The following is a 21,162-nucleotide window of genomic DNA, read 5'->3' as shown; positions in this document are numbered from 1 at the left end:
AACTCCTTGCATAGCGATTATTTTTCTAAAAAAACGGACTGCCATTTGTCTTTCTTTTTTAACTCATATTCTTTTTGGAATTTTTGAAGGGTTCGTACATGGCGCAATAAGTAATTTGCGGCAATTCCAATAGCGATACCTGACAAGATGCCTAAAAAAGATAAAATTGGTAAATAAAGCATAACCGTCCAAGATTGGGCAATAAAAGAGGCTGTAACGAGCTGCCCCACATTATGCATAAATCCACCTGTTGCACTGATACCGATAATGCTGACTCTTTTTGGTCCTAGTTTTTTGACTAGTAACATCCCTAAATAACTAAGTAGTGCGCCACTCATACTATACAGAAAAGTAGAGATTGTTCCACCTAATAATGTCGTTAAAAACAAACGTAGCCACAGGAGCAAAAAACTATCTCGTTTGTTCATCGTAAAGATCGCTACGATCGTAATCAAATTTGCTAGACCTAATTTGGCTCCAGGTGCAAAAGAAAAGGACTTGGTGTATTCAGCACGCGTCCTTGATCTAGATAGCCAGCCTGACTAGCGACCCAAGAAACAAAGATCGCGGACCATTCGATGCGTTTATCAAAGCCACCCCATTGCCAATATTTATCCCCATTCGGTGTACCTAATTCCTTTTTAGCTACCTCAACTAGTTTACCGATGTCAGCAGAAATTTTTTTCTTTTTTTTCAGAATTAGTTGTTGTTTACGATCTTGCTTTTGCCGAACACTCTGGACAGTGGGCTTTTGTTTTTTTACAAGTGCCCGACCATCTGTTTGTTTTTTATTGTTTATTAGCGCACGGGCTTTTATTGCTTTTTTCTGTTGGATCTTTTGCGTATTGACCTTTTTTACGTCATTGGACAATTTACTGTTGCGGTTGATCGTCTTCTGATATTTCTCACTTTTTTTCAGATAAATTTTTTGCTGTTTCTTTCGCTCTTCTCTGGTGCTGGCGTTTAGATTCCTAAAAAGCCGTTTGTTTCTGCCCCCTTGCGCCTGTATCATTTTTTTATGCTTTAAATTCTTTGAGCGTCTGATTGGCGAACTTGTCAGTGGTGCGTTGCCTTTTTTGTCTTGCTGTTGTCTTCGGAGCATCATTCTGATTTTTGCTCGCTTGCTTCGTGATACAGTCGATTGGTTTTTCCGAATGATTACAGCCTTGCGATGTTTGCTTTTACTAGTAGTGATTTTCTCATTCTTTGAAACATTTTTTTCTTTTTTGGTGGATGTAATGTTCTTTGCCGTCTCCAAGCGATCAATGATCTTATCGTTTTTCTTCTCATTTCCTTTTTGGTTTTCTTGTTCATTCAAATCGGGCACTGTGACGTATCCTTTCTGATTTCATTCTTTTTATGTTTCACCCGGCTTCGTCGACATCATCTTATAGAGTTTAGTATCTTTAGGAAAATGATCATAGAAAGGCAATGTTGTATCACCAAAAACCATCAAGCCATAACCTTCTGGAGAGTTGACAACAAATTTTTCTTGTTCCTCGGAAATATCAAATAATCGAACTAATTGCGTACGGTCAGATTTTGCTTGATTCAGCATCATGACAAAATCGCTATTTGAAAGCATCCGTCTCGCTAAATCTGAGAGTAGTAATGTTTCCACATTCTGCGTGATACCAGTTGGAATAGCTCCCCATTTTCTGGCACGACTCCACAGTTCAAAAAAATAATTCTCAGAGTACTCATTGGTAAATAGCAACTGCATCTCATCGATGTACAGCCATGTACGGACACCACGTTCTCTATTTGTCGTGATACGATTCCATACTTGGTCTAACACGATCAGCATCCCCATTGTTTTTAATTGTTTTCCTAAATCTTTGATGTCATAAATGACCAAACGCTTTGTAATGTCTACATTCGTTTTTGCAGAAAAGACAGACAAACTACCTTCGATATAGATTTCCAGATCCATCACTAATTGTCTTGCTTCCTCTTCTTCTTGTTCCTTCAAGATAGTATAAAAGTCGATAAATGTCGGTGTTTGTCTTCCCAATGTTTCATATGTTCGTCGGCAAACTCGGTCAATCAATGTCTTTTGAGTAGAACTCAAACCAAGAGCTCCACCAATGATCAAATCAAATAAAGAAATCAAAAATTCTGATTTTAAAACGACCGGATCTGTATCATCTCCATAATTTTCATTGATATCCATTGGATTGATCGTTGTAGCTGAATCACTAGAAATTTTGATGATTTCTCCATTGAAATTTTGACCAATCACTGAGTATTCACGTTCTGGATCAATGATGATCACTTCATCATCTGCATCACGTAATAAAACATTCACGATTTCTCGTTTGACTGAAAAACTTTTCCCAGAACCAGGTGTCCCCAATACAAAACCGTTTGGTGCTTTCAATAGTTTTCGATCGAGGGAAAGAATATTTTTAGAGATCGCATTGACACCGTAATATTTCCCATTTTCTTGGATCAAGTCGGAAATCGTGAATGGAATAAAGATTGCGGTACTTGCAGTAGACATTGTTCGGTCTAAAGGAATCTGATTGATCCCTAATGGCAATGTTGCATTCAGACCAGCTTCTTGCATAAATTCTAATTCAATGATTTTGAATCCGAATTGACGCCCAATCGAATTGACTTCATCATGGATCTCTGTTAATTTTTCAACAGTATCCGCATGGAAATGGATCGTACTGGACATTGAATACAGTTTTTGTCCTTTATTTTGCAAGTCGTCTACTAGTCCTTTGGCTTCTGTCAACGAATACGATAAATCATAAGAAAGCATTTCAAAGTCATATCCATTTTGTAATGCTTTCTTTTGTTCATCCACTTTTTGCTGCTCCATGAAGGCCAATTTCGTTTTGACTAAATCAAAAGCTTCATCCTGTTCAAGTGGATCGATATGTAAGGTAATCACTAGTTCTCGAGGGATTTCTAGTAATTCATAGATAAAAGTATCCGATAACTCTGCTGGATACTCCTGTAAGTAAACGGTCTTTGCATAATGCTGATCGACTTTCAAATAGTTCTTATTTTCCTTCAGTTCGATCACTTCCGGTAAAATATCTTCAATTTCTGGCTGTACTACCATAGATTTCGTCACTAATATCTCTGAAAGAATCGTCAGTAATTCCTTTTTAGGTATTCTTTTAGCCTGACTTCCTAAGCGGTTTGCAAACATCAAAAAGCGATCCGTCACCATGTCTAATTCTTTTTCTGCAAACTCGAGTTTCTGATGAGTTTGTACGAAAGTGAATAAAATCGTTTTTTTGTATCCATTTTTTTCCTCATCTAACTTACGAGAAATAATATCATTCATCTCTGCACGATAAGAATCTAAAAAATCATTTTTTTCCTGATAATACAGAATAGATTGTAAATCCGCCAGAGGTCTTTTTTTCTTGTAGACAGTCAGTTGCAATTTTGTTTTACTGCTGAGTGAGTTCAAGAAATCACAGTATTGAGAAAAAATCTCGATCTGACTATCTTCTGAAGATAACTGGTAGTTGATGTCATTCAACTCAATGGTGACCGAATACGTCGTCTCATCGAGTCGGCAGATACCACTAGGATAGATTTCCTGAAATAAAAAAGTGTCTCGCAGTAGATCCATTTCTTTAGGATCCTTCTTTATTTTTTTTCTCTTCTTTTTTGTATCCTCCATCGTGGATTTATCCGTCTTTTTTACTGATGTGAAACCTTTTAATTTCATCATGTTTCTTGTCCGCCTAACTTGGTTTGCTCATTCTTATCTTTTGGTTCTGCTTCTTTCTTTTTTCTGACGCCTGCAGAAAGATGGTATTTAAATAAATATTTGATATACGTTTCAAAATTCAAGCCATTTCGTTTGAACCAACAAAAGGATACGATGGGGATAGAAACTAAAATCATCAGCCAACTTGTGATTTCCATCGGAATTTTCAGCCAGACGACAAAGATTAGACTAATGAGAATATTCACACCCCCAGCAATCGTCAAACACAACAATTGCTTTAGATTCATTCCTGCAATTATTTTTTCTTTATATTCTTTGATATCTTTTGGTACTTTTACTTCTATTGCCATAATTCCTCCTTGGTTAAGATGCAGACAATATCGTCTTCGCCCAACCTTTTGTCTTATTGATCGAAAGTAGTAAAGCGATCATATAGATCGTCAATCCTAGTATGATCCCCCACATGCCTTCCCCTACATCCTTCATGATCCTAGCAAAAATCATTGGATAAATGATAAGAACCAAGGCGATAAAAGTGGCTTGCAGACCCGTGGAGGCAAAATTTTTGAAGAAGCTTTTTGTCATTGATGAAAACTCTTGACTCGGTAATGCACCCATCGGAATCGGTGCCATTGCAGAAAATATGTATAATTCTAAAAAACGTAAATAGATCGTTACTTGAATCAATACCCGTACGACTAGAGCTACTAAGAACAAGATACACATGATCAGTAACACAACGATTTGTTCCCACCAAGACAGAGCATTTACTGCTCGTTCTACTCGCTCTGACACATCCTGTACTTTTCCACTCGCTCCTATTGCTAAAACTTTTGCTGATAAGTTTGCTGTGATAACGATGATCCCATCTAAAATGTCTTGAATTCTTAAAATCACTACATAACAGATTGCAAATTTGATAAATGACTTGATGATCATCTCAAATCCAAGCATTGGAGCACCTCCTGCTCCTTCTACCTTCAAAGAAATCCGTTGGAATTCTAAAAGGATAAAAAGAGCAAGAATCGACAGTGCAAGCGGTCCTACTACAATGGTTTGCAGATCTTTTACCAGATCATATGCATCGTACATATAGGAACTTAGATTTTGTCCAAGCGTATTTTGTAAATCTTCTCCATTTAAATAGGTCATGATTTGACTGAAGATATTCATTATTGCTTTTTCCATGAATTAAACTCCTGTTCTCCAAATCAAATTATGGTACCAATGAACTAAAATCAAAGGATGAACCAAACCATCCAGCTGCAGCTAAGATCAACCCACCACCAACAATTTGCCAAATTCCTTGCTGCAATTGAGGGCCATTTTTATCTTTCAATGCTCCAGCTAGAATGATTGTCCCCCAAATAAGCCAAAGTCCTCCACCAACTAATGTGAATTTAGATACTAGATCAAATACCTGTTTTAATAAATCTGAATCGCCCATAATGTTAAATACTCCTTTATCTATGTAATTTTTTTGTGTTCCATCATTTAGTATATGCTACTTTTTTGTTATCTTTTCTCCAGTTATTTTCAAGTTGAGAAAATTTAGAACATTTCTTTATTCGGTGACACTCATTCTTCATAAAAGCGAGTGTTCTCTTGATTTTGCGTCTATATATCAATCGGAAATGAATCCCTCTAACAAGATCCAACAAATCATTTTCTGTTATTTTTGTTATTTTTTATTTTTCACACAAAAACTCTCTTTTTAATTGACCAATTTACGGTAAATAGCAAAAAGAGAGTAGAAAAAGTTAAGCAGATAAGTCGCGTAGATACATATATTTTTCTGTTACATCGCCTAATTTCTTATAATTTTTATGTTTGAGAATATCATATTTTTCCGATAAAAATGGATTTGCACCACGTATTTTTAAGATACACTGTTTCCCTTTTAAACTTGCTACTTCATCAGGATCCATCAGATTACGCCCCAATTTTTGGAAGCTTTCATTGAATGAACCATTTGAACCTTTTGTCACACTGATATTTCGCTGTTCGATCGTCTCTTTCCCCAGTAATTTAGAAATATATTCATGCGTACTTTGCTCCATTCCACCCAAGTATAAGAACACATCACTCGTACCAATGATAGTTTCCCAGGTATCCTTATACAATGTCTTTAACTGGCTGATATTTTGCAAGATCACATTCGTTGAAATTTCTCTACTTCGGATAACAGAAATCACTTTTTCAAAATCGGGTATCTGTCCAATATTGGCAAATTCATCTAGGATACAACGCACATGACAAGGCAATCGTCCTTTATAGATATTATCCGCTTTGTATACGAGCATATCGAAAAGCTGCTGGTACATCATACTTGCTAAAAAGTTGAAACTCGTATCTGTATCTGGCAACAAGATGTACAGAATGGTTTTCTCATCACCCACTGTATCTAGTTCCAACGTATCTTTTGAAACCAACTCTTTGATACTTGGAATATCAAATGGTGACATCCGTACACCTAAACTCACTAAGATACTCTTCGTTGTCTTATCCCCAGATAATTTGAAGATTTTATATTGCGCTACAGCAAAATTCGTTGGATCTTTTTCTTCTAACTCATTGAATAAGACATCTAACGGACTGACAAAGCCTGGAACATCTTCTTCGATATCGGCTAACCGAACCAGTTCGATCACATTGCCTAGTGTGCGATCTTCTTCCACCACTTCTTGGAGTAAATAACTGAAAATTGCCATGAGCAAAGCCGTTTCTGCCTTTTCCCAGAAGTCATCACCCCCTTTTTTGTTAGGGTTAGAGGTATTCTTGATCAGATTGTTCACGATTTTTAAGATATCATCTTCTGTTTTTATGTAATGGAATGGGTTGTAGTGATGTGTATCCCGGCGATTGATCAAGTCGAATACTTTGATGTGGTAGCCTGCTTCTTCAAACATTTTTCCTGTTTCCGCCAATAATAACCCTTTCGAATCACTTACTACATAAGAAGAGTGCATCTGCATCAAATTCGGTTTTACGTAGAACCGTGTTTTACCACTCCCAGCACCTCCGACAACTACAACATTCTTATTTCGATTGAAGTTGTCTTTGCCGGTTATCTTCATCCTGCCTGATAACGATAAACTTTCCGTCTTCGTCAATAAAATGTTAAAATCTTTTTTCTTATCTATGAATGGGTAGATGTCCCGCGGTTTCCCCCAACGTGCACTCCCGTATTCTTCTCCTGGTCTGATATTCTTGTCGTCGAACACTTTATACAAGACAAATAATCCGTAAGCTAGAGTCAAAAAACCTCCTCCAGCTAATGATCTAGTATCAAAAGTAAAATGAAAGGAAATATTTGACAGTTCATCTATAGTCTGAAGAAATCCTGTCATCAGTTTATTTAAAAAAGAAAGCTCTTCTGAATTTTCAGCTAAAAATAAAAAACATGTTCGATTCCCTATATAAAGCAGTATGCTAATAATGACGATATGCAAGCTGATCCATGCATATTGTTTTTTTCTCAAGTTGAAACCTCCTTCTCTGATCGTTTTTTTAACTCATTACTGGTTGTTCTACCTTTTTCTTCCTAGTGTTACTTTGAGTCGCTTCTCGTTTTTTTTGGTCTTCATGTGCTACTTGCAGTGTCTGATTATTTCTCTGACTCGCTAGATTGGATTTTTCAACTGATGTATTCTTTAAATCAGAGAACAAGCGTAATACTTTTTTCTCGGCCACAGCTTCCGGAGTTCGCTGTTCACTTTTTACATTGACAGAATGAGTCGCTTCATTTTTGATTGCTTCTATTTTTGGCTGGCTTGGCCCCGCTTGATCTACTCGACTTTGAGAATTCTGTTCTCCTTTATGAACTGATTCCGTTACCTTAGGTCCTTCTACTTTTTGCGCTACCATTTCTGCCTGTGGCCGCTCAACTGCTGATTTGGCCACTTCCGTTCTTACTGGTTCCGGCATTTTCTCTTTAGCAACGACTTGTTCTTTTGTATCCACTTTCACAATTTCACTAATCTTTTCTTTATATTCTTGATTTAGTGACTGATGCTGTCCTTTTTCTTTATCTTTTTCATACCGCTTAACAATCATCTTTGCCCGATTGCGTACTTCTCGTCGAACAAGAAATTTTTGAATTGGTTTGAACACCAACTTATCCGCCAACAATACCGAACCACAAATGATAAATGAACTAGTCGCAAGAGCAAATGCATCGGTCATGATTGAAGAAACTAATGCTGGGAATATCGCCGGGGCAATTGCTCCGGCGGTAAAGATCGCTCCAGCAGTCAAACCAACAATCAATGCGATTTTTATCTTATGACGCCACATATAATCGAGGGAACGCTTAGTCAAATTCCACGCACGCATTTTCAGAGATAACCGTTCCCCAGTCAAAGGATTGAATCCTTTATTCCGAAGTTTTCTTTGTTCTGGTGTTAATTTTCCGTCGATGTGTAGCGTTTTTTTCAATTGCGTAATTACTGGTGCTAATTTCGTAGCTACCGGCCGTATCGTATGTTTTGAAATGGTTTCTTGTGTGTTCGCTATTCTATTTTTTATTGGCGTAAACACTTTGTCTTTAACGGGGGAAAGAACCTTTACCTGCACCCTCTCCACAACCTTATCTAAACCTTTAGCTGCTCGCGGAAACTTCTTTCGGGTCGCTTGAGAAAGTCTGTCTATTCCTCGTCCCAAAAGCTTTGGTCCTACATACAAAACTTTTTGTGCGACATACGTTCCTAGAATTGCTTGTTGAACTGCACTAATCCCCGCTGCTCCATTCATTATAAAAGTCATTTCTGGCATGACTTGCGCTATAAAACCTGGAACGGCAGGCATTAAGAGAAATGGCGTAGCCCACGCAGCTTGCCTCCCGATAAGCGTATAAAACGATGGTCTTTTAAAGACATGGTACCAACGATTGCTTAGCTCTTTATAGTCTATCTTTTTTAGTTCATTCGTCTTTTCAATCATCTCAAGCGTATCTTTTTTTACTTGTTCAATTTCTTGTGACAGCATACTTTTATCTTTTGGTACTACTTTTTCAATATAGTCGTTTAATTTATCTTTATCTTGGAGAATACTCTTTAGATCATTTATGAGCTGCATATCTTCCGCCATGGTAGCCTTGATATCCTTAAATCGATCTACTCTTTGTGTCTTAGATTTTCTATCAAGGAGAAAGTTATTCATCGGTGCTTTTTTTATTATTGCCTCAGCAATCCGAACACGTTGTTCCAATAATTCGACTTGCTCCTTCAAATAAGGCCGATATGCCTCTATCAACTTTCCATCTACCTTCTGATTTGGTAAAGTTAATTCAGGTGTAGGCCGACTATGTTTTACTGCTGGGCTTTCCATCGCCTTTTGAACAGAGTGAGGACGCTTTAAATTAGGTCGCGGAAGCTTGATTTTAGGGTTCTCACTTCCATCAACTACGTGAAGCGCTGAATAATCACGTTTCAACTGAGGACGTGGCAGTTTGATTTTAGAGATCCCAGTTCTATCGGTTAAATGAGGTGCGGAGTAACTACGTGTTAACTTAGGCCGTTCTTGTATGTTCTCTTGAATGGATTGAGAACGATTTAGTTTAGGACGTGGAATGTTAAATTCTGATTGTCGAAGCAACAAATCAGAAGTATTTAATACTTTCGCAGAATCTGATACTGCAATATTTTCCAGTATTTCACTATGTGCTATGTAAACATTTTTTTCAAACGTCAATTTTTCCTTCATCTCTTGGACAGCGTCTAATTTTTGCTTTAAATCGACTACAGACTCTTCGTTCTTTGGAAGATATTGCGAAAATGATGGCGTTCTTTCCAAACGTTGGACAGGCTCAACCACTTTTTCTATGTTCATAAGATCGTTCGTATTCCCCAGTTTTTCCACGATCTGGATTTCTATATTAGACAACTGAGCAATATTTTTTTCAGTATTCGTCAATGCTTCTTGGACGACTTTGTTTTCATGTTTTTTTAATTGACTAACTTCTCTTCGAAGCTTATCCACTTCTTTTTCAAGACTTTTATTTTTCTCATTAAGTACACTATTCGCTCGCATGAATTCTGCTGATTTCAAACTAGTAAGATACGAGATATTTTGGTTAGAGGGATCTTTGATTGCTTGCTCGAGAGAAATAATGTTTAATCCATTTTTAACTGTTTCCAATTTTTGATTATTGATTTGATAATTTTTTTTGGCTTGAACCAAGTCAGCCATCAAATTTTTCTGTTTTTCTTCTAATGCCTTTAAGTCAATCGTTTTACCTGTGGGTTGTAAAAAACTCTTCTTTTTTTCTAAACTTTCTTTTTCAACTAGCCAATCACTGATTTTTTTTTCTGTTTCTAAGTTCTGTAACTTAGTCGCTTTTAGTTCTTCAAAGCTTTCTAAGATATTCCCTATAGAAGGTGTTTTTTCGCCACTTGCTATTCTTAAAATCCGTTTGTTATGTTGCCCGCTTTTCTCAGTCAAAAAAAGTTTAATAAAATCCTCCGTTAAATTAGACTGATTGATAAGATCATCTATTGGATTCCCTGATTTATCTTCTTCGTTCGTTCCCATTTCTTATCCCTTCTTTCTAAAGCTTACAGTGTATGATCACTTGCTAATGTAGGAGATTTAGGAAGTGATTGGCTACTTTGCCCAGAACGCGTATGGACATTGTTGATTTTTTCCTTAAATGATTGTCGTTCTGATTGTTTGGCATCCCGTTTTGTTAATTCATTCACAGGAGAATTTAGATTTCTTTCCACTTCTTTAACAGCGGTTCTTGCCTTTCGTTCTTGGTACTTTTTATAGCCCCATTTTCCTAAAGGCTTGAGCATCCAATTATAAAGGACGGTTTTAGCTATCAATCCAGCTAACTTAAGTAGTCCCCATATCCCTTTTCCTAAGCATTCCAACATTTTACAATCATATAAAGTAAACATTTTTCTTCCTTCCTCTCTATAAATCATACTTTTGTTTAATGATAGACGAAAATAGTCATGATCTCATTTCTATTTTTTCAAAATTATTAAAAATTTGACGAGCCAAAAAGCTAGGAGGAATACAAGCACTCCTCAAAATTCGTCCAAAAGATAGGTGTCGGTACTTTAGAAATTTTCAAGATCTCCGATGTGATCCGCTCAAAATTCAATGAAAGATCAGTCAAGACCAAGTCATATTTATTCACGATTTGATAGTCGATAGCAAAGATGTCTTTTCCATAAATATCGATATTTTTGAAAAAAGGATACTTGTTCAAAATCAGCTTTTTATATAGCAAGGCTATACCGACTTCTTGTGTACTTAAAACCAAAATCGACTTTTCTTGTATTTTAGGTTCGATCATTCGCAACAGTTGAGGCGATGAGATGATCAGTTCTAAAAATAAATCTTTATGTAATAATTCACTTTGCTTGATAAAATGGAGTTCAGACGTGGCTAAGGCCAGATGATAGGCCTGCCAGATCTTTGGATTCGTCTTCATCATTTTCTGATAAAAGATATCTGCATAACTTACTTTAAAGATCATCAATTCTTTATAGAAGTTGATATAGTCCAAAAAATAGTCCACTTTTCTTTTATTGACTGCGGAATCAATATTCAACAAGTAATAAAAATGCGTCAAAAATTTTTCGATTTTTGTAGGCATCGCCCCATACTCCCTTGGATTATCAGTAAATAGTAACCCAAAATACGAGCTTATGACATTGGCCACATTGACTTTATTGACGTTAAATTTATACTTTTGGTTCATCAAAGTACCGAAAACTGTATCATCGTGAATTATCTTATAGACCATGTCAACAACTTCTTCTTTATTGATCAATTCGATTGCAGGAATAAAATGCTTATTCCCCACACGAATGATCGAAACAAAAATATAATATACGGAATAAATGATTTTTGGCGTACTAGCTGCCTTTTTTTGTGTTTTTAAGCAACGTCGCAGCAATTGATAAATGGTGTCAAAATATGTAAACTCTTTTACTCGATACATTTCTTTGAACATACTGGCAAACAGCTGCCTGATCTTCGTTTCATTGCCAACGATAACTAACTTTGTATCTAAGTCTATCTGTATATCCATCTTCTCATGTAAAAAATATGTATTGATTTTTGTTACTATACGCCGAATACTTGTTTTACTTAGGAAAAGTTCTGTAGAAACATCATTTAACGTCGGTTCAGCGATAAAGATATGTTTTAAAATCTTGACATTGATCGAACTATTCAATATTTTCACATAAATATCATCTAAGTTGATATTCTTAGGAATCCTCAAAAATGCTTCTTTATAATGATTAATTCCAATATGTGCAGGAAAGCAAGAAACATTGAAATGATCAATGTCAGCAGTAATCGTTTTATCGGTTATATTTAATTTTATCGCCAGTTCACTAATATTAGAGGATTCAATATTTAACAAATAAAGTAAGGTAATTTGCCTTTCCAGTTGCTTTTCAAGTAACCCCATATCATTTTTCTCCTCTCTTTCAGAGCTATAGATGTATCGTACAGTCAATTCCTTTATTACTCTGGAACTTTTTTTCTATTATCATAAATTTAAGTTTTAAGTATGAACATAAATTATGATATAATTTATATTTTATTTTCATCAATGATAGAACGAGTATTCATTACAATGCAAAAAACACAAAATAACATATATTAATATATAAAATAATTTTTTATTATTTAAAATTTGGAATTTTATTTTATATTTCTCCTATAAAAAAACACTTACATTGTTAAATAATTATGATAAAATAATATATATACTAAAAAATGAAAGGTGGCGAAAAAAGATTTTTGCTATTTAAAAATCTAAAAAAGATGACAAAAGAACCTAGTATACTTGAAAAATCTTCTGAAAGACAAATAAAATTAGCCTTGATTCTGGGTATGGCAGACAGCGATTGTGACACCTTAGCACAACAATTAAATATCACAAAAAAAAACTTTATTGAGTGATGTTGTTTTTTTTAATCATACCTATTCACCGATTGCAATCAACATCGATCAATATCAAATTACCTCGTTAAACATACCAAGTGATCAGAATTTAGAAGACCTGATGAAACAAATTCTTAATCATTCAATAAATATTCAGATACTCAAACATATTTTTATAGAAGAAATAACTTTATCGAAGCTTTCAGAAGCGCTGTTTTTAAGTGAAACAAGTATTCAGCGCATCATTTTAAAGATCAACACTTATTTTAAAAGTAAGAAATTGCCTATAAGCATCCACATAACAACAAAACCAAAAATCATTGGCGATGAAATTTTTATCCGGCACTTTTTTTGCAGCATGTTTCGGGAGTTATATCCACCGCAACATCTCCCTCATTTTGAACACCTATTTGAAATTTTGAAACGTTATTATGAAAAAAGTAATTCTGCCACTGGTATCAGTACATATAAATTGATTTTGAATAGTTATTATTTCTATATTTCACTTATCCGTATCGGGCATCATCATTTAGTAGAAATATCTCCGACTGAAAATTGTAGTACAACCTCCATATTTTTTGATTTACTACAAAAAAATACTGTCCTATGCTCAATCATCGAAAAGAATTATCAATGTAAGATCACTAGAGCAGCAATTCAAGATATCATTCAATCTGGGATATATTTGTTCGAAAATCGTGCTGACAACCATAAAAAAAATGAATGCGATCAATTACATACATTAGCGCAACGCTTTTATACTCAATTAAATATAGTTGCGCCTTTATCTACTGAAGAGAAGCAACAGTTGCAGGATTTTATTCATTTCAATCAGGAGTTGCAGTCGTTCAAAACAACTTACATAGAAATTCTATCCGATCTTTTAATCAAGCATTCACCGAAACTTCTAGTTGCTTACGATACAGCCATAGAAGAAGTCGGACTTACAAACATTAAAAAGAACCATTTTCTGTATGAAGAGTTACTGCTGGAATTGATCACTTTATCCCCTCAACTATTGGCGACTTTATTTCCACATAAAGCGCATTTTTCGATCTTGATCATTTCCTATCAAGAAGAACGAATTTTATCCTTTTACAAGCAACTTTTATTAAAGAAATTGCCCGCATTGCATTCAATTGATACATACAAGGGAAATATCTTCAAACTAGATTACCAAGAAATCAATCAATATGACTTGATCTTAACGGATATCGAACTAAATAAGAGTCGAATAACCACACAGATGCTAAAAATTTCCAAAGTACCTATTTCTTCTTTTTGGAACAATTTAGAAGAAATCCTTTATACCTGACACATCCATTGGTCAAAAGAACTAACAAAAACCTATGGATAGTATAAAAAAGTCGGACAGAATAGCTCCGATAACTAAGAAGGGATTCACAGAATTTGCTTTTCAAATTTTTGTGAATCCCTTCTTAGATTTTTCTAGTTCCTTATATATCACTCCAACCTATAATTGATTTTATAAATATAATTTGCTTTTTAATTTTAATAATATTAAATTATAATAAATAATATTAATAAAAAGGAGAGTAAAGTAAATGGATTGGTTTTTCTCTTTAGAAACTGAAGAACAAGAATTTATCAAGAAATTCTTACTCGCCTCGGGTTCCTTAAAGCAATTAGCAAAAGATTATCAAGTTAGTTATCCGACTGTCAGATTAAGATTGGATCGATTGATCGAAAAGATAAAATTATCTGAAGAAAACAATGATTCTTTTGAAATTGCAATCATGGAGATGGTTATTAATGAAAAACTATCCTTAGAATTAGCAAAAGAAATTTTAATAAAACATAAGGAGAGTAACCATGAATAATATTTTAGAGCTTTTATTGATTGTTTTCGTCATTGCTTTTCAAACGCTGTCAGGATATTTAGGAAAAAAATATTTAGGTGCTATCTTACCGGTGATTTTTAGTGGCTTAGTTGTCTATATTGTCATTAGTGGTCACTGGGATCTATCTTTTAAAAATATTTTGATGCCTTTCGTTGGTTTGATCGCGCTGATCTGTATGTATGAAGGCGGAAAAGAGTCGAAGAAAAAGAAACTCGCAAAAGAATTAGAAAAAATGAAAGCAAAAGATATCCTTAAGCGATAACAATAAAAAATACGCCACCTAACTTAGACATTCTAAAATTAGACGGCGTATTGCTTTTTCATTATCTCATGGTTACAAACTCTTCAGCACCTGTAGGATGGATTGCTACAGTATTATCAAAATCGGCTTTTGTCGCTCCCATCTTGATAGCTACAGCAAATCCTTGGAGCATTTCATCTACACCAACACCGATTGCATGTAAGCCAATGATTTTTTCTTCTTTACCTATACAAACCAATTTCATTTCACATTTCTGACGATAATCATTCAATGCAAAATACATAGGTGTAAAGCGGGAGCGATAGACTTTGATTGCTTCTTCTCCGTACTCCTCGATTGCTTCTTTTTCTGTCACACCGATCGTTGCAATCGGTGGATGCGTAAAGATGACCGTTGGTACCAAGTTATAGTCTAAATACGAATCAGCTTTACCATTGAATAAACGTTCAGATAAACGACGTCCTGCAGCAATCGCTACTGGTGTCAATTCAATTTTCCCAATAACATCTCCAACAGCAAAAATATGGCTATCTGTTGTGTTTTGGTAATTATCAACTACGATAAATCCTTTTTCATCTAATTGGACTTGTGTATTCTCCAAGCCAAGTTTTGCCGTATTCGGTACACGACCACCAGCAAATAGGACACAATCCCCTGTCAATTTTTCACCATTTTCAAATACGACAGTATAGTCATTCTCATTTTTGATGATTTCTTTGGCCACATAGTATGCGTAGGTTTGAATCCCAGCTTCTTGGTACATCTCTACTAAGTTATCAGATAACATTTGATCAAATGTACGTAACGGGCGTTCTTTGCGGTATGCCCACATTACTTCGCTCCCTAAGCCGTGAAAGACTCCTGAAAGCTCCGCAGCAATATATCCAGCACCTAAAACAATTGCTCGTTTTGGTAGTTCTGTCAATTCAAAGAAGCCATTTGAATCAATCGCATACTCGCCCCCAGGAATACTCATCTTGCTAGGTTTTCCGCCTGTAGCGATCAAAATTTTTTCTGCTTGATATGTTTCGCCATTTACTTCCACTGTTTGGCTATCGACAAATGTTGCATATCCTTTGATTGCATCAACATGATTACTATCCAACCCACGTTGGTATGCTCCATGTAAAAATTCGATGTATTTTTCACGTCGTTCAACTAATTCTTTGAAGTTTACCTTTTTTAGATCCACTTGGATGCCATAACTTGGAGCATCTCGTTCGATCGTTTCTAAAATCGTACTTGCTTGCCACATGACCTTTTTAGGTACACAGCCGACATTTACGCAAGTGCCACCTAATTCATTTCCTTCAATCAATAAGACTCTTGCACCATGCATTCCTGCACGATTTGCTGAGGCAATCCCACCTGAACCACCACCGACGACTATATAATCATAAGTTTCCATGTTATACCTCCCGATTTAAAAGGATCATGTCAGTAATGATCCCTTAGATAACAGCTTAAACAAACTATGAATGCTTTTTCACAAGTTTTGTTCTTACAAAAAATAAGTGTAACACGTTTTACTAAATAATAGGTTTCAAATGCTCAGCTTGTCATGCCTCCGCTATTATTTTCTTTTACGGATCATGTCACCTGGCTTAACTGGTTGAGCTACTGGCATCGTTAAGATCATCATTGGGTTAGGCGCGCGATCAATAGACTCTCCTTCATCATTATACATTACTTCCACTGGTTGGCTGAAATGTGTAAACCCTGGTCCATAAAATTCAATTTCATCGCCTATAGAAAAAAGATTTCTTTGACGGATCGTTGCAATCTTTGTTTCTGCATCATAAGACAATACTTCACCAACGAATTTATAAACAGGGATCTTGCGACGTTCCCCAAATAATTGTTCATTTTCACTTGGTGTATTGTAGTAAAAACCAGTAGCAAGCTCTCGTTGTGCCACTTTCCATAACTCATCGATCCATTCTTGTTTACATACATAGTTATCTGGATCTTCCATGTAACTATCCACTGCTGCTTTATAGACATTCGAAACAGTTGATACATAATGGATCGATTTCATCCGTCCTTCGATTTTGAAACTATCGACCCCATTCTCGATCAATTCAGGGATATGTTCGATCATTGACATGTCGACTGCACTCATCGAAAATTCTTCTTCGATTTCTCCCGAATCAGTTAAGCTATTTCTCTCTTGACCAAATGGCATATCGAACAGTCCATATTTCCAACGGCATGATTGAGAACAGCCACCGCGGTTTGCATCACGCATCGACATGTGGTTAGACAATGTACAACGTCCAGAATAAGAAATACACATTGCACCATGAATGAACGTTTCAATTTCAATGTCTGTATTTTTACGGATCTCTGCGACTTCTTCCATTGAAACTTCGCGTGCCAAGACGACACGTTCTAATCCTTCTTCTTTCCAGAATTCAAGCGTTTCAAAGTTGGTTGCAGAGGCTTGGGTAGAAAGATGAATAGGTAGACCAGGTGCTTCCGTTGCACAAATCTCGATTAAGGCAGGGTCTGAAACGATCACCGCTGAAATACCAACATCACGCAGACTTCTAAAAAATTCTCCTGCTCCCTCTTCGTTTCCTTCATGAGTGACCATATTCGCAGCAACATACACTTTTGCATCATGTTCTTTAGCAAAAGCAACACCTTCAGCCATTTCTTCATAAGTGAAATTACCGGCACGACTTCGTAAACCATACGCATTCCCGCCAATATATACAGCATCTGCACCATAATGGATCGCCGTTTTTAATTTTTCAAGTGTTCCTGCCGGAGCTAAGACTTCCGGACGTTTTAATTTTCGTTTTGTTGTCATTTTACTTTCGTCTACTCCTTACTTGATGGCTTCAGGATCAATATAAAAGAAGCCTGTATCTAATTCACGATTCGTTGGGTGTAATTCGTTGATTGCAGTACAAATTGATTCAGCTTGTTCTTCATTCCATGAATCAGCCAGTAGCAAGTCTTTGGCTTTTACAAATTCTTGTGTGATCTTTACAAAATTTTCTCCTGGTGTAAATAATCCGTCTAATTTCCATGTACGGAAGTGATGCGCATAAAGTTCACCCAATTCTTTGGAAAGATTTAGATCATTGCTTGCAAAAATATGTGTACCATGTGTATCTTCATAAATGGAATAATGTGTTTCTTCTTTTTTAGGTTCAGAAAGAAAGAGCCCTCTGTCACGGTCTGCTCGCTCCTCTTGCTTCGTAAAATGATAATAATTTTGTAAAAGCGGCCGTTTCGATTGATGGATACATGTAGCACCATACACGAGTACTTCGACAGGAATCGTCAATTTCTCTTCCATTTTTTTCATTTCTTCAAACGGAACTTCACGTGCCAGTACTGCACCAGTCGCTCCTTTTTTCGCCCAAAAGTTGATTTGTCTTGCACTAGTAACCAACGTTTCTGCGTCAAATATATATGGAATACTCAATTCAGGGTATTTTTTCATTGTATAAATAATCCCAGTATCGCCCACCGTGATCTTATCGGCCCCGATTTCTTTTAGAAATGTCAGGTATTCTGGAACTTTTTTCATTTTTTCAGGATGGATAATGCCATTCACCGCAATATTTGCTTGTTTGCCATATTGATGAGCCAATTCAACTAATTGTCGTTGTTCTTCTCTCGAGAATGACGCGGGTAATCTTAGGCCAAATAACTCTTCGCCAAAATATAAAGTGTCCGTCCCAGCTTTAATCAGCTCTTTCGCTTGTTCAAAAGATTCTACAGTAGTTATGATTTCGATCATTAGTTCCTCCTCCTACAACTCCATAATAGTAGCATAGCTTAAAAAACTTTCCAATACTTCTTATATTTATTGTTGGATTTTTGAAAATTTCTTCACAAGAAAAACTGCACATAATAAAAAAGAACGGCTATTATCCCTCCACGTAATGTTTACGTTAGGAGAGATAAAAACCACTCTTCTTAATCATTAGGATTCAATTGTTTCCTTTTTTAGTAAGCGAACGTTTAAGGTGATTTTCCCCTTCGATGCGCCAACTGTGACTTGATCCCCTAAATGGATCTCACCACCCAGTAAAGCTTCACTTAAGCGATCTTCTACTTCTTTTTGTAAGGCACGGCGGATCGGACGAGCACCATATTCAGGATCAAATCCCGCTTTTCCAATTACGTCAACTGCTGCTGGTGTGATTTTCACTTGAATATCTTGGTCTTTTAATCGTTTGACGATTGCACGACTCATGATCTCAACAATCGCATGAATTTCTTCTTTGCTTAGAGAATGGAATACTACCGTTTCATCGATACGGTTCAAAAATTCTGGACGGAACGTTTTCTTCAATTCCTCTAAAATACGTTTTTGCATGGCTTTATGATCTTTTGTAATATCTTGAACATTGAAGCCAACATTCTTTTCTTCTCGAATTTGTGTCGCTCCAATATTTGAAGTCATGATCATGATCGTATTTCGAAAATCAACTTTTCGACCTTTAGAATCTGTTAAGTGACCATCATCTAGTACTTGTAACAACAGATTGAAAACATCTGGATGGGCTTTTTCCACTTCATCTAATAGGATCACCGAATAAGGTTTTTGGCGGATTTTCTCTGTCAATTGTCCACCTTCATCATACCCAACATATCCTGGCGGTGAACCAATTAGACGACTTGTGCTGTATTTTTCCATAAATTCAGACATATCCACACGAATCAACGAGTTTTCATCGCCAAACATCACTTCTGATAATGCTTTAGCCAACTCCGTTTTACCGACACCCGTTGGTCCTAAGAACATGAATGAGCCAATCGGACGATTAGGGTCTTTCAGCCCACTACGAGCACGTCGAATCGCACGCGACACTGCCTTAACTGCTTCATCTTGTCCAACTACACGTTCATGTAGTAATGCTTCTAGTTCTAATAACCGCTGACTTTCCTTTTTTTCCAACTGTTGAAGTGGGACACCTGTCCATTCAGAAACGACAGTCGCCACATCCTCTTCAGTTACACGGTTCGCATAACCATTTTCGTGTTTTTCTTCAAGCAATAATAACTTATCTAGTTTTTTACGCATTGCTTTTTCTTGTCTGCGGAATTGAGCTGCCGTTTCAAAGTCTTGTTTCTGGATAGCTCGTTCTTTTTCTTTCACAAAAGTATCGATTTCTAACTTGACCATCGCCGATTTAGATAGATCATCTGTCTGATCTAAACGAACTTTTGCAGCTGATTCATCGATCAAATCAATCGCTTTGTCGGGTAATTGTCGGGAAGTGATATAACGTACAGAGAGATTGACAGCAGAACGTACAGCTTCATCTGTGATTTCTACATTATGATGTTCTTCATATCTTGAGCGTAGTCCGCGCAAGATTTCTTCTGCTTCCTCCGGCGTTGGTTCATCCACCTGAATACGGGCAAAACGTCTTTCCAATGCCGAGTCTTTTTCAATGTACTTTTGGTATTCATCTAAAGTCGTTGCACCGATCGTCTGTAACTCACCACGAGCTAACGCTGGTTTCAAAATATTCGAAGCATCGATTGCGCCTTCTGCTCCACCAGCACCGATCAGCGTATGCAACTCATCAATAAATAAGATCACTTGGCCATCGTTATAAATTTCATCAATGACTTTTTTCATTCGATCTTCAAATTCACCACGATACTTTGTACCCGCAACTAATGAGCCCATATCAAGCATCATCAAGCGTTTTTCCTGCATCTCTTCAGGCACTTCACCTAAGATGATCTTTTGTGCAAGTCCTTCCGCAATAGCAGTTTTACCTACACCAGGTTCACCCACTAATACTGGATTATTTTTAGTGCGGCGGCTAAGGATTTGGATCAAGCGTTTTACTTCTCTTGAACGTCCTACTACTGGATCTAATTTGCCTTCTTTAGCTAGTTGCGTTAAATCTCTTGCTAAAGAATCCAAAGTTGGTGTACCTTTTACCATTTGGCGCTTCTCTTGTGGGTTTCGACGACGTAGTCCACCATTACGAGTATCATTTTTCAAGCCCATTTTTTGTTTCAGTGATTGGCGTACTTTCGTTAAACTGATTCCTAAATTGATCATGATACGAGCAGCCATGATGCTTTCATCCTTCAACAGACTAGACAAAATATGCTCTGTACCGACTTTTTGCGAACCCATTTTCTTTACTTCGCTATTCGCCAATGCAAATATTTGTTTCATCCTTGGGGAATATGGAAGAAATACACCCTGAGGATACGAATTGACCATCCCATAACCAATTAAATGTTCGATCTCTTCATAAATATCCGTTTCGTTAAGCCCCACTTCTCGCAAGACTTTCCCTGCGATACCATTTGGTTCGAGTACTAAGGCTAACAAGATATGCTCAGAACTAACAGACTGATGTTTGAATTTTTTTGCTTCTTTTTGCGCAATTTCTAATACTTGTTGCGCTCTTTCTGTAAAAAGTTCTTCCATTTAT

The 21,162-nt window shown here is 36.4% G+C and carries 15 protein-coding genes and 2 pseudogenes; 3 read left to right on the top strand and 14 right to left on the bottom strand.

Annotated elements, in window-relative coordinates; all coding sequences use genetic code 11:
* Nucleotides 1-17: 17 nt before the first annotated feature.
* The 10 genes and pseudogenes from IGI47_RS01720 to IGI47_RS01675 all read right to left on the bottom strand — a co-directional run.
* A pseudogene (locus IGI47_RS01720) lies at nucleotides 18-494 on the bottom strand (Gx transporter family protein); the annotation flags it as partial.
* Nucleotides 494-679: pseudogene (locus IGI47_RS01715) on the bottom strand (lysozyme family protein); the annotation flags it as partial. The pseudogenes IGI47_RS01720 and IGI47_RS01715, both read right to left, overlap by 1 nt.
* A gap of 678 nt (nucleotides 680-1,357) precedes the next feature.
* Nucleotides 1,358-3,700, bottom strand: coding sequence for a VirB4-like conjugal transfer ATPase, CD1110 family (locus tag IGI47_RS01710; protein WP_438783156.1), 2,343 nt, complete (start codon nucleotides 3,698-3,700; stop codon nucleotides 1,358-1,360).
* Complete coding sequence (locus tag IGI47_RS01705) at nucleotides 3,697-4,050, bottom strand: PrgI family protein (protein ID WP_438783154.1); 354 nt, start codon at nucleotides 4,048-4,050, stop codon at nucleotides 3,697-3,699. The genes IGI47_RS01710 and IGI47_RS01705 overlap by 4 nt, the downstream gene beginning before the upstream one ends.
* A gap of 13 nt (nucleotides 4,051-4,063) precedes the next feature.
* Nucleotides 4,064-4,888 carry a type IV secretion system protein gene (locus IGI47_RS01700; RefSeq protein ID WP_142422255.1) on the bottom strand — a complete coding sequence of 275 codons (825 nt, stop codon included), beginning with the start codon at nucleotides 4,886-4,888 and terminating at the stop codon, nucleotides 4,064-4,066.
* A gap of 28 nt (nucleotides 4,889-4,916) precedes the next feature.
* Nucleotides 4,917-5,147, bottom strand: coding sequence for a hypothetical protein (locus tag IGI47_RS01695; protein ID WP_081135092.1), 231 nt, complete (start codon nucleotides 5,145-5,147; stop codon nucleotides 4,917-4,919).
* Nucleotides 5,148-5,460: 313 nt separating this feature from the next.
* Complete coding sequence (locus IGI47_RS01690) at nucleotides 5,461-7,182, bottom strand: VirD4-like conjugal transfer protein, CD1115 family (protein WP_438783152.1); 1,722 nt, start codon at nucleotides 7,180-7,182, stop codon at nucleotides 5,461-5,463.
* 28 nt (nucleotides 7,183-7,210) lie between these two features.
* Nucleotides 7,211-10,231 (bottom strand): hypothetical protein, encoded by a 3,021-nt coding sequence (locus IGI47_RS01685; RefSeq protein WP_438783149.1) that lies wholly within the window; start codon nucleotides 10,229-10,231, stop codon nucleotides 7,211-7,213.
* Between the two features lie 23 nt (nucleotides 10,232-10,254).
* On the bottom strand, nucleotides 10,255-10,599 hold the full coding sequence (locus IGI47_RS01680) for a hypothetical protein (protein ID WP_438783148.1): 345 nt from the start codon (nucleotides 10,597-10,599) through the stop codon (nucleotides 10,255-10,257).
* A 110-nt stretch (nucleotides 10,600-10,709) separates the two neighbouring features.
* Nucleotides 10,710-12,131, bottom strand: a complete 1,422-nt coding sequence (locus tag IGI47_RS01675; protein WP_438783146.1) for a helix-turn-helix domain-containing protein — start codon at nucleotides 12,129-12,131, stop codon at nucleotides 10,710-10,712.
* A 600-nt stretch (nucleotides 12,132-12,731) separates the two neighbouring features.
* Here IGI47_RS01675 and IGI47_RS01670 point away from each other — a divergent pair.
* The 3 genes from IGI47_RS01670 to IGI47_RS01660 all read left to right on the top strand — a co-directional run bounded on the left by IGI47_RS01670 (nucleotide 12,732) and on the right by IGI47_RS01660 (nucleotide 14,734).
* Nucleotides 12,732-13,925 (top strand): helix-turn-helix domain-containing protein, encoded by a 1,194-nt coding sequence (locus IGI47_RS01670; protein ID WP_438783145.1) that lies wholly within the window; start codon nucleotides 12,732-12,734, stop codon nucleotides 13,923-13,925.
* A 250-nt stretch (nucleotides 13,926-14,175) separates the two neighbouring features.
* On the top strand, nucleotides 14,176-14,451 hold the full coding sequence (locus IGI47_RS01665; protein WP_311930618.1) for a DUF2089 family protein: 276 nt from the start codon (nucleotides 14,176-14,178) through the stop codon (nucleotides 14,449-14,451).
* Nucleotides 14,444-14,734 (top strand): hypothetical protein, encoded by a 291-nt coding sequence (locus tag IGI47_RS01660; protein WP_005881153.1) that lies wholly within the window; start codon nucleotides 14,444-14,446, stop codon nucleotides 14,732-14,734. Before IGI47_RS01665 ends, IGI47_RS01660 begins: the two co-directional genes overlap by 8 nt.
* 61 nt (nucleotides 14,735-14,795) lie before the next feature.
* On the opposite strand, the gene gor is transcribed toward IGI47_RS01660, so the two are convergent.
* The 4 genes from gor to IGI47_RS01640 all read right to left on the bottom strand — a co-directional run bounded on the left by gor (nucleotide 14,796) and on the right by IGI47_RS01640 (nucleotide 21,158).
* On the bottom strand, nucleotides 14,796-16,142 hold the full coding sequence (gor, locus tag IGI47_RS01655; RefSeq protein WP_438783143.1) for a glutathione-disulfide reductase: 1,347 nt from the start codon (nucleotides 16,140-16,142) through the stop codon (nucleotides 14,796-14,798).
* Between the two features lie 165 nt (nucleotides 16,143-16,307).
* Nucleotides 16,308-17,549, bottom strand: a complete 1,242-nt coding sequence (locus IGI47_RS01650; RefSeq protein ID WP_438783141.1) for a peptidase U32 family protein — start codon at nucleotides 17,547-17,549, stop codon at nucleotides 16,308-16,310.
* Nucleotides 17,550-17,567: 18 nt separating this feature from the next.
* Nucleotides 17,568-18,491: a peptidase U32 family protein gene (locus tag IGI47_RS01645; protein ID WP_311930621.1), complete on the bottom strand. Its 924-nt coding sequence runs from the start codon at nucleotides 18,489-18,491 to the stop codon at nucleotides 17,568-17,570.
* A 186-nt stretch (nucleotides 18,492-18,677) separates the two neighbouring features.
* Nucleotides 18,678-21,158 carry an ATP-dependent Clp protease ATP-binding subunit gene (locus IGI47_RS01640; protein ID WP_311930622.1) on the bottom strand — a complete coding sequence of 827 codons (2,481 nt, stop codon included), beginning with the start codon at nucleotides 21,156-21,158 and terminating at the stop codon, nucleotides 18,678-18,680.
* Between the last annotated feature and the right edge of the window lie 4 nt (nucleotides 21,159-21,162).

Source organism: Enterococcus sp. AZ191, from assembly GCF_051713845.1.
In the GTDB taxonomy this organism is placed as follows: domain Bacteria; phylum Bacillota; class Bacilli; order Lactobacillales; family Enterococcaceae; genus Enterococcus_B; species Enterococcus_B durans.
This window is presented reverse-complemented; position numbering and strand designations above follow the sequence as displayed.

Excerpts from the sequence above, each read along its gene's own strand:
- IGI47_RS01710 (WP_438783156.1), bottom strand. The coding sequence starts at position 3,700 with ATGATGAAATTAAAAGGTTTCACATCAGTAAAAAAGACGGATAAATCC.
- IGI47_RS01705 (WP_438783154.1), bottom strand. The coding sequence starts at position 4,050 with ATGGCAATAGAAGTAAAAGTACCAAAAGATATCAAAGAATATAAAGAA.
- IGI47_RS01700 (WP_142422255.1), bottom strand. The coding sequence starts at position 4,888 with ATGGAAAAAGCAATAATGAATATCTTCAGTCAAATCATGACCTATTTA.
- IGI47_RS01695 (WP_081135092.1), bottom strand. The coding sequence starts at position 5,147 with ATGGGCGATTCAGATTTATTAAAACAGGTATTTGATCTAGTATCTAAA.
- IGI47_RS01685 (WP_438783149.1), bottom strand. The coding sequence starts at position 10,231 with ATGGGAACGAACGAAGAAGATAAATCAGGGAATCCAATAGATGATCTT.
- IGI47_RS01680 (WP_438783148.1), bottom strand. The coding sequence starts at position 10,599 with ATGTTTACTTTATATGATTGTAAAATGTTGGAATGCTTAGGAAAAGGG.
- IGI47_RS01675 (WP_438783146.1), bottom strand. The coding sequence starts at position 12,131 with ATGGGGTTACTTGAAAAGCAACTGGAAAGGCAAATTACCTTACTTTAT.
- IGI47_RS01670 (WP_438783145.1), top strand. The coding sequence starts at position 12,732 with ATGAAACAAATTCTTAATCATTCAATAAATATTCAGATACTCAAACAT.
- IGI47_RS01665 (WP_311930618.1), top strand. The coding sequence starts at position 14,176 with ATGGATTGGTTTTTCTCTTTAGAAACTGAAGAACAAGAATTTATCAAG.
- IGI47_RS01660 (WP_005881153.1), top strand. The coding sequence starts at position 14,444 with ATGAATAATATTTTAGAGCTTTTATTGATTGTTTTCGTCATTGCTTTT.
- gor (WP_438783143.1), bottom strand. The coding sequence starts at position 16,142 with ATGGAAACTTATGATTATATAGTCGTCGGTGGTGGTTCAGGTGGGATT.
- IGI47_RS01650 (WP_438783141.1), bottom strand. The coding sequence starts at position 17,549 with ATGACAACAAAACGAAAATTAAAACGTCCGGAAGTCTTAGCTCCGGCA.
- IGI47_RS01645 (WP_311930621.1), bottom strand. The coding sequence starts at position 18,491 with ATGATCGAAATCATAACTACTGTAGAATCTTTTGAACAAGCGAAAGAG.
- IGI47_RS01640 (WP_311930622.1), bottom strand. The coding sequence starts at position 21,158 with ATGGAAGAACTTTTTACAGAAAGAGCGCAACAAGTATTAGAAATTGCG.